Origin of the sequence: Streptomyces sp. NBC_00029 (assembly GCF_045160505.1) — a bacterium.
Lineage (GTDB): Bacteria > Actinomycetota > Actinomycetes > Streptomycetales > Streptomycetaceae > Streptomyces.
In genome coordinates this window covers 2,862,540-2,874,930 of record NZ_CP108292.1, presented here as the reverse complement: position 1 = coordinate 2,874,930, position 12,391 = coordinate 2,862,540, and the positions used below count along the sequence as shown (strand labels likewise).

The following is a 12,391-nucleotide window of genomic DNA, read 5'->3' as shown; positions in this document are numbered from 1 at the left end:
TTGGGTACGGTTAGGTAAGCCTCACCGAAATGGGGATGGCTCGCCGAACCGCAGAACCATTCCGCCCTGGGAGGTGAACCGCGTGTACGTCTGCTCTTGCTTCGGGATCACCGACAAGCAGGTCAAGGAGCACGCGGCTGCCGGGGCCTGCACCCCGCGCCAGATCGCCTCGGCCACGAAGGCCGGCACCGACTGCGGTTCCTGCGTACGCACCATCCAGGGCATCCTCGGCCGTGGGGCGTGCCCGCGCCGGGAGCTGCTGGAGAAGGGCGAGGCGGCCTCCGTGCTCGCCGCGGACCCGGGTTCGAGCCGTTCGGCGGAGCTGGCGGAAGCGGCCTAGAGGTTCCGAGGCCCGGAAGCCCTGAGCGGTCAGCTCGGCTGCTCGATCAGCTGCGAGATGTAGAGCGGCTCGCCCATGGACTCAATGAGCTCCAGCTGGGTGTCGAGGTAGTCGATGTGGTGCTCCTCGTCCTCCAGGATCTCCTCGAAGAGCCGGGCCGAGGTGATGTCGCCCTTGCCGCGCATGACCTCGATGCCCCGCTTGAGCCGGTCGATGGCCTCGACCTCGACCTGGCGGTCCGCCTGGAACATCTCCGTGAGCGTCTGCCCGACGCGCACGTGGAAGAGGCGCTGGTAGTTCGGAAGGCCGTCGAGCATCAGGATGCGCTCGGTGATCTTGTCCGCGTGCTTCATCTCATCGATGGACTCTTCACGCGTGTACTTGGCGAGCTTGGTCCAGCCCTTGTTGTCCTGGATGCGGTAGTGCAGCCAGTACTGGTTGATGGCCGTCAGCTCGCCGGTCAGCTGCTCGTTCAGAAACTCAAGGACCTCGGGGTCGCCCTGCATCGCAGAGGCTCCTTCCAGGCAATGTCATCAATGACGGGGCTGGGGGCACCTCCCAGCCGTAACTGGGGGATATGCGCGCATCCTTGCACCGCCACTGAGGGCCGTCCAGTAAGTGCCTCCTTAGTGGGAGTTGCCGTGACTTGCCCGAATCGGCCCAGACCTGGTCATGACCACCCTGCCCAGTCTGTCACCATGGACTCATGGGTCAGCCGGAAAGCCGGGAATCTCCGGGAGCAGAGCAGCTGGAGCTTCCACCGGGGCAGCGGTTGCAGAGGGGCTGGCCGGTCACCCATTACGGGCCCGTACCCAAGTTCAAGCCGGACCGCTGGGAGTTCCGCGTCTTCGGCGCGACGGCCGACGGGGACAAGCACTGCTGGAACCACGAGGAGTTCACGGCCCTGCCGTTCGACTCCGTCGTGGCAGATCTGCACTGCGTCACGAAGTTCAGCATGCAGGGCGCCGAATGGGGCGGTGTGCTCGCCCGTGAGGTCCTCGCCCTGGCGCCGCCCGCACCGCAGGTCACGCACGTGATGGTGTGGGCCGAGTACGGCTTCAGCTCCAACCTCCGGCTGGCCGACTTCGCCTCCGAGCGGACCGTTTTCGCCACCCATGAGGGCGGTGAACTGCTCACCGCCGAACACGGTTTCCCGGTGCGGCTGGTGGTTCCGCACCTGTACGCCTGGAAGGGCCCCAAGTGGGTCCGCGGCATCGAGTACATGACCGCCGACCGCCGGGGCTTCTGGGAGGAGCGCGGCTACCACAACATCGGCGACCCGTGGCGCGAGCAGCGCTACTCGTACCAGGAGGAGCCCGGGGAGGGCCCCGAACTGTAGGGGGCGCCCCGGCGCTCACCCGACGGCCGCCCGGTGGTTGCCGCTCAGTGGTGGCCGCTCAGTGGTGGTACTGGTGCACGACCGCGTGCCCCTTGCCGCGGCCGATCATCCACTTGTTGACCGGGGTCGTGATCACGAAGGCGGCCGCGAGCGCGATCGCCAGGACGATCCAGAACAGCGGATCCGACAGGTGTGCGTCCATCGCGCCGGGCCACAGGGCGATCACCCCGTTGTCGATCAGCTCCATGACGGCGATCGAGAGGGTGTCGGCGGCCAGGGCCACCCGGATGGCCGTACGCAGGTCAACACCTGCGGCGAGGACCCCCCGCAGGGTGAGCGCGTAGCCGAAGAAGAACGCGAGGATGATCGCCAGGATCATCGTCTGGACGTTCCCCCAGCCCAGCGCGGTACCGATGACCATGCCGAGCACCTCGCCGATGGCGCATCCGGTGAGGCAGTGGAGGGTGGCCCGGGCGGCCATGCCCCAGCTGACCGGTCCGCCGGCGCCGTGTGCGTGGCCGTGTCCCTGGTGCTGCTCGTGCCCGTGCTGCTCGTGCCCGTGGTGCTGGTGGCCCTCGTGACCTTCGTGGCCCTCGTGCTTCTGCTCCATGACAACCCCCTCGTGGGAACGCCGGGTAGCGGTCCGTCGTTATGACCGAACCGTATACCCCCCTGGGGTATTCCTCAAGGAGTCAGTGGATCACTGCGAGCTGCGCAGCTCCTTCAGCAGCGCCACGTCCGCCGCATGCCCTTCCTTGCCCCCCGGCGTCTCGATGATCAGCGGTACGCCGTCCATCGCGGGATGCGTGATCAGCTCGGCGAAGGCGTCCCTGCCGATGTGCCCCTGGCCGATGTTCGCGTGCCGGTCCTTGTGGGCGCCGACGCCCTCCTTGGAGTCGTTCGCGTGGACCAGCTTCAGCCGGCCCTCGCCCACCGTGTCCACCAGCAGGTCCAGCATCAGCTTCGTCCCGCCCGGCTCCGCCAGGTCGTGACCCGCCGCGAAGATGTGGCAGGTGTCCAGGCAGATGCCCAGCTTCGGATGGCGGTCGAGCGCGTCGAAGTACGGGCCGAAGTCCTCGGCGAGCGAGCACAGCGAGGAGCCCTGCCCGGCCGTCGACTCCAGCAGCAGGAACGGGTCGTCGTCGTGCGTCAGCTCGTCCAGCAGCGGCAGCAGGTGCTCCCTGATCTGCGCGTACGCCACCTCCCGCGGCCGGCCCCCAGTCGCCGACCCGGTGTGCACGACCACCCCGAGCGCACCGATCTCACGGCCGCGGCGCAGCGAGTGGCGCAGGGACTCCACCGACTTCTCCACGGTCGCCTCGGTGTGCGAGCCGAAGTTGATCAGGTACGGGGCGTGCACGTACGCCGGGATCGACTCGGCCGCGCACTCCGCCCGGAACCGTTCGTCCTGCGCGGGACTGCCGACCGGGGTGGCCCAGCCGCGCGGATTGGCGACGAAGACCTGGACGGCCTCCGCGCCCATCTCCCGGGCGTAGGGCAGCCCGACCGAGGCGAGCCCACCGGCCACGGGGACGTGCCCGCCCACTGGATTGCGCAGCACCACGAGTTACAGCCCCTTGGTCTTGATGGTGATCGTGCTGCCCTCGGGGGCGCTCTGTCCGGCCGGCACCGACTGGGTGTCCACCGTGTTGCTGAAGGAGATCAGCGGCCGGTCGACCTTCACCTTGAAGCCGGCGGCCTCCAGCGCCTTGCGGGCCGCGTCCACGTCCTGACCGGTCACGTTCGGGACCGGAAGCTGGCGGGGGCCCTTGGACACGGTCAGCGTGACCGTGTCCCCGGCCGCGGCCTGGGTGCCGGCGCCGACCGACTGGTTGGCGACCGTACCGGCGGCGGTGGGGGCGTTGACCTGCTCGGGGGCCGTCGCGACCTTGAGGCCCAGAGCCTCCAGGGCGGCCTTCGCCTGGTCGACGGGGAGCCCGGTCACGCTCGGCACCGGCACCGGGCGGCCCTTGCTGACGACGAGCGAGACGGCCGTGTCGGGCGCCCGCTTCTCGCCGCCCGCCGGATTGGTGCTGATCACCGAACCCTGGGCGATGTCCTGGCTGAAGGCCTGCGTGACCATGCCGGGCGCCAGCCCGGACCGGGTCAGCTCGGCATTGGCCTCCTCCAGGGGCCGGCCCTTCAGGTTGGGCACGGCCACGACCTCGGGGCCGCGGGAGATGGTGATGGTCACCGCGCCGTTGCCGCGGATCCGCCGGCCGCCCGGGGGATCGGTGTTCATCACCGTCCCGCGGTCGAATGACTCGCTGAACTTCCGGTCCACCCCCTTCACACCGAGCCCGGCCGCCGACAGCTGCGAACGGGCCTGCTCCTCGGTCTTGCCGAGCAGGTTCGGGACCTTGGTGAACTGGCCGGAGTTGATGTACCAGACGCCCACACCGAGCCCGAGCGCGAGCAGCACGCCCGCGACGACGAGCAGCACCCCGCGGCGGGGCCGCCGCGCGGCGGCGGCCGACCGGTGGGCGGGGGGCGCGGGCGGGGCGGGCGGCATCTCCAGGCGGGAAGTGTGCTGCACCGGCTGCTGCGCGGCGGCCACCGGACGCGGGATCACACCGGTCCGGTCCTCGGCGGAGGACCGCTCCTCGGCGCGCGCCTGCGGCGGTACGGCGTCCAGCTCGGCGTCGCTGAGCAGCGCACGGGCCTCACGGGCCAGACCCAGCAGGGCGGCCGCGTCGTAGGGGCGCAGCTCGGGATTGCGGGCCGTGGCGTGCGCGACGAGCTCGTCGAGCCCGACCGGGAGCCCGGGGACCACCGCGGACGGGGGCGGCACGTCCTCGTTCAGGTGCTGGTAGAGCACCTGCGCGGCGGTGCCGCCGAGGTGGGGCTTGGAGCCGGTGAGCATCTCGTAGAGCACGACACCGCAGGCGTAGACGTCCACGCGGGTGTCGGTGGTGCCGTTCTCGATCTGCTCGGGGGCCAGGTAGGAGACGGTGCCGAGGACGGAGCCCGTGGTGTTGGTGACCGAGTCGACCGACCGGACCAGCCCGAAGTCGGCGACCTTCACCCGGCCGTCGTCCCCGATCAGGACGTTCTCGGGCTTCATGTCGCGGTGGACGAAGCCGGCCCGGTGGGCGCCGCCGAGGGCGGCGAGGACCGGTTCGAGGATGTCGAGGGCCGCGCGGGGCTGGAGCGCGCCGCGCTCGCGGAGCACGTCGCGCAGGGTGCAGCCCGAGACGTACTCCATGGCGAGGTAGACGTAAGGCCCGTCCGTGCCCTGGTCGAAGACGGCGACCACATTGGGGTGCGCGAGCCGGGCCACGGACTTCGCCTCCCGGATGAACCGGTCGACGAAGGCGCCATCGGCGGCGAGGGCAGGGTGCATCACCTTCAGGGCGAGCACCCGGTCGAGGCGCGTGTCGACGGCCCGGTAGACCGTGGCCATGCCGCCGGCCGCGATGCGGGCGTCGATGCGGTAGCGGCCGTCGAGCACGCGCCCGACGAGGGGGTCATCCAGGGTCGTATCCACCCGCCGATTCTACGAGCCGCGCCGCAGGCGCCGTCCTGGGCGGGGCGGCTTGCAGCGCAGCTGTGACGTGGGGGCGGGGTGCCGGGCGAGGGGTGGTTCTGGAAGGCGGGCCCTGGTGGGCCGGGGCCGGACGGACGCGGGGCGGCTTCGGCGGCGGGGGTGGCGGAGGGCGGGGCCGGACAGGGGCGGGGCGGCTTCTGTGTGCGGGATCTCATCGACCGGCATCGGAGATGCGTATGGGGGTTTCCCGTCAGTCCCATCGTCTCTCCGTGTCGGGCCGGCCCCTCAAGGGCGCTCCCTACGGTCGCGTCGCTTCGCGATGTCGCTGCGCTCCACCCTTGACCGACCGTCCCGCCCCGGACATACGAAGACTGCCGGGAAACCCCCAAAGGAACGGGCCGGGCCATCAAGACAGGGACGGGGCGGTCGGAGATGCCCTGCCCGGTCGGAGGAAGGGGCACTTCCCCGAGGCGGGGCCCATGCGCGCTACCGGCCGGGTCGGGGGTAGCGCCTCCCATCGCTACGCGCTCCTCATCTCTCAGCGTCCGACGACCGTCCGGGGCTGGACATAGGCGGCCCACGCCCTCGGTTCGTCTCACGAGATGCGTCCGACGACCGTCTGGAGCTGGTCATAGGCCGCCCAAGAGGCACCGATGCTCCTCATGGAGGGCGTCCGAGGGCTGTCCGGGGTGGAAAGACGCCTGACAGCGGCCATTCCGTGGTGGAGTCGGGTCAGCGTGCGTCGGCGACCCAAAAGGCTGGTGGTTTGCCCCAATTGCCCCTGTTTGATGATGGGTGCGCGATGTCACTTTTGCCCTGACCCGGATCCACGACGAAATAGCCGGGGAATCAGCCGTCAATCCCGTTCAACGGCCCCGGACGGTCGTCGGACGCATCTCGTGAGACGGACCGAGGTCCGTGGGCGGCCTATGTACGGCCCAAGACGGGCTGGAGACGCTAAAGGATGAGGAGCGCGTAGCGATTTGCTGCGCTACCCCCGTCCCGGCCGGTGTGCGGGATGGGCCCCGCCTCTGGGATGTGCCTTCCCCCGACCGGGCAGGGCTTCTCCGGCCGTCCCGTTCCTGTCTCTTGTCCCCCGGCCCGTTCCTTTGGGGGTTTCCCGGCAGTCTTCGTATGTCCGGGGCGGGACGGGCGGTCAAGGGTGGAGCGCAGCGACATCGCGTAGCGACGCGACGACGAAGGAGGAGCGCCCTTGAGGGGCCGGCCCGAACCGGAGAGACGATGAGACTGACGGGAAACCCCCATACACATCCCAGACCACCGCCCCAGCGGCTCCCGCCGCCCCCGAAGCCCGCCCCACCGACCGACCCCGCTCTCCCGCCCCGCCCTTCCCCTTCGCCCCGCCCCCTCAGAACGCCGGGCGCTCCGGGTCCAGGGTCGCGCGGCCCTCCGTGGGGGACGAGGCCTCCGCGAAGCGGCGTTGGGGGATGCGGCCCGCACGGAAGGCGAGGCGGCCCGCCGAGACGGCGTCCCGCATGGCCGACGCCATGAGGACCGGCTCCTGCGCGCGGGTCACCGCCGAGGCCAGCATCACCGCCGCGCAGCCCAGTTCCATCGCCAGCGCGGCGTCGGACGCCGTGCCCGCGCCCGCGTCCAGGATGACCGGGACCGACGCGCGCTCCGTGATCAGCTCGAAGTTGTGCGGGTTGCGGATGCCCATGCCGGATCCGATGGGGGACCCGAGCGGCATGATGGCCGCGCAGCCCACGTCCTCCAGCTTCCGGGCGAGCACCGGGTCGTCGTTGGTGTACGGGAGGACCGTGAAGCCCTCGTCCACCAGGATCTCGGCGGCGTCGAGCAGTTCGACGCCGTCGGGCAGGAGGGTCCGTTCGTCCGCGACCACCTCCAGCTTGATCCAGTCCGTGCCGAGCGCCTCCCGGGCCAGCCGGGCCGTGAGGACGGCCTCGCCCGCCGTGAAGCAGCCCGCCGTGTTGGGGAGGACCGAGATGCCCAGCTTGGTCAGCACGGACAGGACGGAGCCCTGGACCGTGGGGTCCAGCCGCCGCATCGCGACCGTGGTGAGCTCGGTGCCGGACGCGACCAGTGCGCGTTCCAGGACGTCCAGGCTCGGGGCGCCGCCCGTGCCCATGATCAGGCGGGAGGAGAAGGTCCGTCCGCCGAGGGTGAAGAGGTCGTCCGCCATGCCGGTCAGCCTCCCTGTACGGCGGTCAGGATTTCGATCCGGTCGCCCTCGCCCACGACGGTGGCCGGCCACTGACCGCGCGGGACCACGGTCTCGTTGAGCGCGGCGGCGACCCCGGAGGGGGCCGTGGTCAGGGCGGCGACCACCGTGTCGAGGGTGGCTCCGGCCGCGACCTCGCGCGGCTCGCCGTTGACGGAGATGGTCATGCGTACGACTCCTGACGTGCGGCGGAGAACCGGCGGGGGGTGAAGGGGCGCGCGATCTCCGGCAGTTCGCCGGTGGCCAGCAGCTCGGCGAGGACCTCGCCGGTGAGCGGGGTCAGCAGTACCCCGTTGCGGTAGTGCCCGGTGGCCAGGTGCAGGCCCGGCAGGTCGGTCGGGCCGAGCAGCGGGGCGTTGTCGGGGGATCCGGGGCGCAGTCCCGCCCGGGTCTCGGTGAGCGGGAGTTCGGTGATGCCGGGGACCAGTTCGTGGGCGTCGCGCAGGAGTTCGTAGACCCCGCCCGCGGTGACGGTGGTGTCCCAGCCGAGTTCCTCGCTGGTGGCGCCGACGACGAGTTCACCGTTCTCGCGCGGCACGAGGTAGACGTGGCTGCCGCGCACGACGGCCCGTACGGTCCGGGACAGGAACGGCGCGTAGGCGGCCGGCACCGTGAGCCGCAGGACCTGGCCCTTGACCGGCCGTACGGGGGCCACGACCTCCGGCGGTACTCCGGCCAGCCGACCGGTGAGCGAGCCCGCGGCCAGGACCACCTGGTCGGCGAGCAGCTCGGTGCCGTCGTCGAGGAGGGCGCCCGTCGCTCGGTCGCCGGTGGTGAGCAGCCGCTCCGCGGCCGCGCGGTGGATGGTCACGCCGGAGCGTTCGCAGGCGGCCAGCAGGGCGGCCGCGAGCCGGCGGGGGTCGACCTGGTGGTCGCCGTCGACGCGCAGGCCGCCGCGTACGCCCGGGGCGAGCATGGGCTCCAGGCGGCGGCATTCGCGGCCGGTGAGCCACTCGGACTCCAGGCCGCAGCGGCGCTGCAGTGCGTGCAGTTCGCGCAGGTGGAGGCGGTCGTCGGCGTCGAGGGCGACGGCGAGGGTGCCGCAGGCGCGGTAGCCGATGTCCATGCCGCCGCTCGCTTCCGCGAGCTCGGCGGCGAACTGCGGATAGCGTGCGGCGGAGGCGAGGCCGAGGCCGAGCAGGGCCTCCTCGCCGTAGTGCAGTTCGGTGACGGGGGCGAGCATGCCGGCCGCGACCTGGGCGGCGCCGCCGCCGGGCGCGGGGTCGGCGAGTACGGTGCGCAGTCCGCGCGCGGCGGCCCGCCAGGCGGTGACCAGGCCGATGATTCCGCCCCCGACGACGAGGACGTCGGATCCGTTTCGGGATGTTCGGGATGTTCGGGATGAGTGCATGGGCGTCCAGCCCCTCCCTTCGCCGGCATGACCCGGATCAGGTTCGTACGGTCGGAGGCCGGCCAGCCTCCCTCTCAGCCCGGTGCGCCGGACTCCCGCGATAGGTACGGTGGCCAGACTAACCCGGCCGTGGAGGGCGGGTAAGGCGGCACCTATTCCTGACGGAGCGTCAGATGATTAGGGTGGCCGGGTGAGCGAGCAGACGGAACAGAATCAGCGCGGCGTCGTGATCGTCGGCGCCGGAATGGCCGGGGTGCAGACCGCGGTCGCCCTGCGCGAACAGGGCTTCACCGGCCCGGTGACCCTGCTGGGAGCCGAACCCCACCAGCCCTACGACCGGCCCCCGCTGTCCAAGGCGGTCCTCCTCGGCAAGGCCGAGGACTCCGCCTTCGACGTGGACTTCGAAGGGCTCGACATCGACCTCAGGCTCGGCACCGAGGTCACCGGACTGCGCGCCGCCGACCACGAGCTGGACACCGAGGCGGGACCGGTCCCGTACGGCGTGCTTGTCCTGGCGACCGGCGCGCAGCCCCTGACCCTGCCCGGGACCGAGGGCGTCCCGGGCGTCCACCTGCTGCGCACGCTGGACGACGCGGCCCGGCTGCGCCCGGTGCTGGCGACGGCGCCCCGGACCGTGGTCGTCGGGGCCGGCTGGATCGGCGCCGAGTTCGCCACCGCCGCCCGCGAGGCCGGCTGTGAGGTCACCGTGGTCGAGGCGGCGGACCGGGTGCTGGCGGGGGCGATGCCCGCCGAGGTCGCCGGGCCGATGGCGCGCTGGTACGAGGAGGCCGGCGCCGAGCTGATCACCGGGGCGAAGGTCTCCGGGATCGAGGAGGGCCGGGTCCTGCTGGCGGACGGGCGCGTCCTGCCCGCCGGCGCGGTGGTGGTGGGCATCGGCGCGCGTCCCGCCACCGGCTGGCTCGCCGGGACCGCGGTGGAGCGCGGACCCGACGGCTCGATCACCACGGACGCGTACCTGCGTACCTCCCTGCCCGGGGTGTACGCGGTCGGCGACTGCGCCTCCTTCCCGTCCGGGCGGTACGGGAAGCGGCTGCTCGTGCACCACTGGGACAACGCGCTCCAGGGGCCGCGGACGGTCGCGGCGAACATCCTGGCCGGGGAGCAGGCCCAGGTCTACGACCCGGTGCCGTACTTCTGGTCGGAGCAGTTCGGGCGCTTCGTGCAGTACGCCGGACACCACGGTGAGGCCGACACCCTGCTCCTGCGTGGCGACCCGGCCGGCCCCTCCTGGTCGGTGTGCTGGCTCCGGGACGGAGTCCTGGTCGCCGTCCTGGCCGTGGGACGCCCCCGCGACTTGGCGCAGGGCCGCAAGCTCATCGAGACGGCCGTCCCTCTCGACCCGGCCAAGGCCGGCGACCCCTCGGTCCCGCTGAAGTCCGCAGTGGCCTGACCGCCGTCCGGGCTCCGCCCCGCCACGGGCCGCGACCCGGACGGGGCCGCTCAGGTACCGGCGGCGGAGCCGAGATGGCAGGCTTGTGCCTGTGACCGAGATTGACGCAAAGATCGATGCCCTTGTCCCCTCATGGCTGTACCTCCCCGACATCGCGGAGATGCTGAACATCGAGGTGACCCGGGTCCGCCAGATGGTCAAGGAAGGGCAGCTCATCGCCGTCCGCCGGGGCGAGAACCGCTCCCTGCAGGTGCCGGCCCCCTTCATCGACGGCGACAAGGTCGTCAAGGGCCTCGTCGGTCTGCTGACCGTGCTGCGCGACGACCGTTTCACCGAGGAGGAGATCCTGGAGTGGCTCTTCACCGAGGATCCGACCCTGCCCGGCACCCCCGTGCAGGCGCTGAGCGAGAATCGCGGCACGGAGGTGAAGCGCCGCGCTCAGGCGCTCGCCCTCTGACCTGATCGTCTTCGCTCCACAGCGGTGTACGGGCCCACGGCCGCGGCCCGGCCCGTACACCGCCTCCATCACGGGGGGTACACCCATGCAGCTGTCCGACGCCCGGCTCTACCTCTGCACGGACGCCCGCAAGCGCCAGGGTGACCTTCCCGAGTTCCTCGACGCCGTCCTGTCCTCGGGCGTGGACATCGTCCAGCTCCGCGACAAGGGCATGGAGGCGGGCGAGGAGCTCGAACACCTCCAGGTCTTCGCCGAGGCCGCCCGCCGCCACGGCAGGCTCCTCGCCGTGAACGACCGGGCCGACGTCGCCCACGCCATCGGCTCCGACGTCCTGCACCTCGGCCAGGGCGACATCCCCGTCCCCGCCGCCCGCGCCGTCCTCGGCGACCGGGTGCTGATCGGCCGGTCCTGCCACGCCGAGGACGAGGTCGACGCGGCCGTCGCCGAAGCCGGCGTGGACTACTTCTGCACCGGCCCCTGCTGGCCCACCCCCACCAAGCCCGGCCGCCACGCCCCCGGCCTCGACCTGGTCCGGTACGCGGCCTCCCTGGAGCAGGACCGCCCCTGGTTCGCCATCGGCGGCATCGACGGCTCGAACCTGGACGAGGTGCTGGACGCCGGCGCCACCCGCATCGTGGTCGTCCGCGCACTCACCGAGGCCACCGACCCCGGCGCGGCCGCCGCCGAGCTCGCCAAGCGGGTCCGCGACCGGCTCGCCTGAGCCCGGCCCACCGCCCCTCGCGGGCTGCTTTTCGGCCAGAGCTGGCCCCCGGGTGTCCAAAAACGTGTCCAAAGCATGGACAGGGCTTCGGTGTCCGCCGGGCCGCGTCTAACCTGCCCCCATGGCTTCTGGTACCGCTTCCACCTGGTCGGATCGTGCACACACGGTCCGCGACCTCCTCGCGTCCGGGCGCTCCTACTCGTTCGAGTTCTGGGCTCCGAAGACCGAGAAGGGCGAACGCAACCTCTGGAACGCCCTGCGCCGGGTCGAGGCGGTATCCCCGAGCTTCGTCTCCGTGACCTACGGAGCCGGAGGCTCCACCCGCGGCGGCACCGTCAAGGCCACCCAGGAGATCGCGGCGGACACCACGCTGACCCCGGTCGCGCACCTCACCGCCGTGGACCACTCCATCGCCGAGCTGCGCCACGTCATCGGCCAGTTCGCCGACGCCGGGATCCGCAACATGCTCGCCCTGCGCGGCGACCCGCCGGGCGACCCGATGGCCGACTGGGTGGCGCACCCCGAGGGCGTGCACTACGCGGCCGATCTGGTGCGGCTGCTCAAGGAGTCCGGAGACTTCTGCGTCGGCGTCGCGGCCTTCCCCGAGATGCACCCGCGATCGAGCGACTGGGATACGGACATCCGGCACTTCGTGGACAAGTGCCGTGCGGGCGCGGACTATGCGATCACCCAGATGTTCTTCGATCCCGAGAATTATCTGCGGCTGCGCGACAGCGTCGAGAAGGCGGGCTGCGAGACCCCGATCATCCCCGAGGTCATGCCTGTTGTGGGTATCAAGCAGCTCGACCGACTGCCCCAGCTCAGCACCGCGGTCTTCCCCGCGGACGTGAAAGAGCGCATGCTCGCCGTCAAGGACGACCCGGCCGCTGTACGCTCCATTGGCATCGAGTTCGCCACGGAGTTCTGCGCGCGACTGCTGTCCGAGGGTGTCCCGGGTCTGCACTTCATCACGCTCAACAATTCCACGGCGACTCTCGAAATCTACGAGAACCTGGGCCTGCACCAGCGGGCCTGATCGGCCGTCCCCCGTTCCCGCGCCGGCGGCCGTACCGAGAGGGGCC

13 protein-coding genes and 1 riboswitch are annotated in these 12,391 nt (G+C 71.5%); of the genes, 6 read left to right on the top strand and 7 right to left on the bottom strand.

Features of this window, described 5'->3' with window-relative positions; translation table 11 throughout:
* Positions 1 to 73: 73 nt before the first annotated feature.
* Positions 74 to 340 carry a bacterioferritin-associated ferredoxin gene (locus OG753_RS13770; RefSeq protein ID WP_405788600.1) on the top strand — a complete coding sequence of 89 codons (267 nt, stop codon included), beginning with the start codon at positions 74 to 76 and terminating at the stop codon, positions 338 to 340.
* A 29-nt stretch (positions 341 to 369) separates the two neighbouring features.
* Here OG753_RS13770 and bfr read toward each other — a convergent pair whose 3' ends face one another.
* Entirely contained in the window at positions 370 to 846 is a 477-nt protein-coding gene (gene bfr / locus OG753_RS13765) for a bacterioferritin (protein ID WP_327262084.1), read from the bottom strand.
* A gap of 200 nt (positions 847 to 1,046) precedes the next feature.
* Between bfr and OG753_RS13760 the strand changes: the two genes are divergently transcribed.
* Complete coding sequence (locus OG753_RS13760) at positions 1,047 to 1,679, top strand: sulfite oxidase-like oxidoreductase (RefSeq protein ID WP_327262083.1); 633 nt, start codon at positions 1,047 to 1,049, stop codon at positions 1,677 to 1,679.
* 58 nt (positions 1,680 to 1,737) lie between these two features.
* Here the strand turns inward: OG753_RS13760 and OG753_RS13755 are convergent, their stop codons facing one another.
* From OG753_RS13755 to thiO, 6 genes are all read right to left on the bottom strand, one after another.
* Positions 1,738 to 2,289, bottom strand: a complete 552-nt coding sequence (locus OG753_RS13755) for a DUF4396 domain-containing protein (protein ID WP_405788598.1) — start codon at positions 2,287 to 2,289, stop codon at positions 1,738 to 1,740.
* A 90-nt stretch (positions 2,290 to 2,379) separates the two neighbouring features.
* A complete protein-coding gene (locus OG753_RS13750; RefSeq protein ID WP_405792660.1) occupies positions 2,380 to 3,237 on the bottom strand; it encodes a deoxyribonuclease IV in 858 nt (285 codons plus the stop codon).
* 9 nt (positions 3,238 to 3,246) lie between these two features.
* Positions 3,247 to 5,166 (bottom strand): Stk1 family PASTA domain-containing Ser/Thr kinase, encoded by a 1,920-nt coding sequence (gene pknB, locus OG753_RS13745; protein WP_327262081.1) that lies wholly within the window; start codon positions 5,164 to 5,166, stop codon positions 3,247 to 3,249.
* Positions 5,167 to 6,535: 1,369 nt separating this feature from the next.
* Positions 6,536 to 7,330: a thiazole synthase gene (locus OG753_RS13740; RefSeq protein ID WP_327262080.1), complete on the bottom strand. Its 795-nt coding sequence runs from the start codon at positions 7,328 to 7,330 to the stop codon at positions 6,536 to 6,538.
* 5 nt (positions 7,331 to 7,335) lie between these two features.
* The gene (thiS, locus tag OG753_RS13735) at positions 7,336 to 7,536 is read right to left on the bottom strand and encodes a sulfur carrier protein ThiS (protein ID WP_327262079.1); all 201 of its coding nucleotides are present in this window, start codon (positions 7,534 to 7,536) and stop codon (positions 7,336 to 7,338) included.
* Positions 7,533 to 8,720 (bottom strand): glycine oxidase ThiO, encoded by a 1,188-nt coding sequence (gene thiO, locus OG753_RS13730; RefSeq protein WP_405788597.1) that lies wholly within the window; start codon positions 8,718 to 8,720, stop codon positions 7,533 to 7,535. The genes thiS and thiO overlap by 4 nt, the downstream gene beginning before the upstream one ends.
* A riboswitch (TPP riboswitch) is annotated at positions 8,718 to 8,829 on the bottom strand. It overlaps the preceding gene by 3 nt.
* 81 nt (positions 8,830 to 8,910) lie before the next feature.
* Between thiO and OG753_RS13725 the strand changes: the two genes are divergently transcribed.
* The 4 genes from OG753_RS13725 to metF all read left to right on the top strand — a co-directional run bounded on the left by OG753_RS13725 (position 8,911) and on the right by metF (position 12,345).
* Complete coding sequence (locus OG753_RS13725) at positions 8,911 to 10,131, top strand: NAD(P)/FAD-dependent oxidoreductase (protein ID WP_405788596.1); 1,221 nt, start codon at positions 8,911 to 8,913, stop codon at positions 10,129 to 10,131.
* 91 nt (positions 10,132 to 10,222) lie between these two features.
* Entirely contained in the window at positions 10,223 to 10,588 is a 366-nt protein-coding gene (locus OG753_RS13720; protein ID WP_030724382.1) for an Rv2175c family DNA-binding protein, read from the top strand.
* A gap of 85 nt (positions 10,589 to 10,673) precedes the next feature.
* Positions 10,674 to 11,309, top strand: coding sequence for a thiamine phosphate synthase (thiE, locus tag OG753_RS13715; RefSeq protein ID WP_401281262.1), 636 nt, complete (start codon positions 10,674 to 10,676; stop codon positions 11,307 to 11,309).
* Between the two features lie 121 nt (positions 11,310 to 11,430).
* On the top strand, positions 11,431 to 12,345 hold the full coding sequence (gene metF, locus OG753_RS13710) for a methylenetetrahydrofolate reductase [NAD(P)H] (RefSeq protein ID WP_327262075.1): 915 nt from the start codon (positions 11,431 to 11,433) through the stop codon (positions 12,343 to 12,345).
* Positions 12,346 to 12,391: the final 46 nt, after the last annotated feature.

Excerpts from the sequence above, each read along its gene's own strand:
- OG753_RS13760 (WP_327262083.1), top strand. The coding sequence starts at position 1,047 with ATGGGTCAGCCGGAAAGCCGGGAATCTCCGGGAGCAGAGCAGCTGGAG.
- thiO (WP_405788597.1), bottom strand. The coding sequence starts at position 8,720 with ATGCACTCATCCCGAACATCCCGAACATCCCGAAACGGATCCGACGTC.
- metF (WP_327262075.1), top strand. The coding sequence starts at position 11,431 with ATGGCTTCTGGTACCGCTTCCACCTGGTCGGATCGTGCACACACGGTC.
- bfr (WP_327262084.1), bottom strand. The coding sequence starts at position 846 with ATGCAGGGCGACCCCGAGGTCCTTGAGTTTCTGAACGAGCAGCTGACC.
- OG753_RS13755 (WP_405788598.1), bottom strand. The coding sequence starts at position 2,289 with ATGGAGCAGAAGCACGAGGGCCACGAAGGTCACGAGGGCCACCAGCAC.
- OG753_RS13740 (WP_327262080.1), bottom strand. The coding sequence starts at position 7,330 with ATGGCGGACGACCTCTTCACCCTCGGCGGACGGACCTTCTCCTCCCGC.
- thiE (WP_401281262.1), top strand. The coding sequence starts at position 10,674 with ATGCAGCTGTCCGACGCCCGGCTCTACCTCTGCACGGACGCCCGCAAG.
- thiS (WP_327262079.1), bottom strand. The coding sequence starts at position 7,536 with ATGACCATCTCCGTCAACGGCGAGCCGCGCGAGGTCGCGGCCGGAGCC.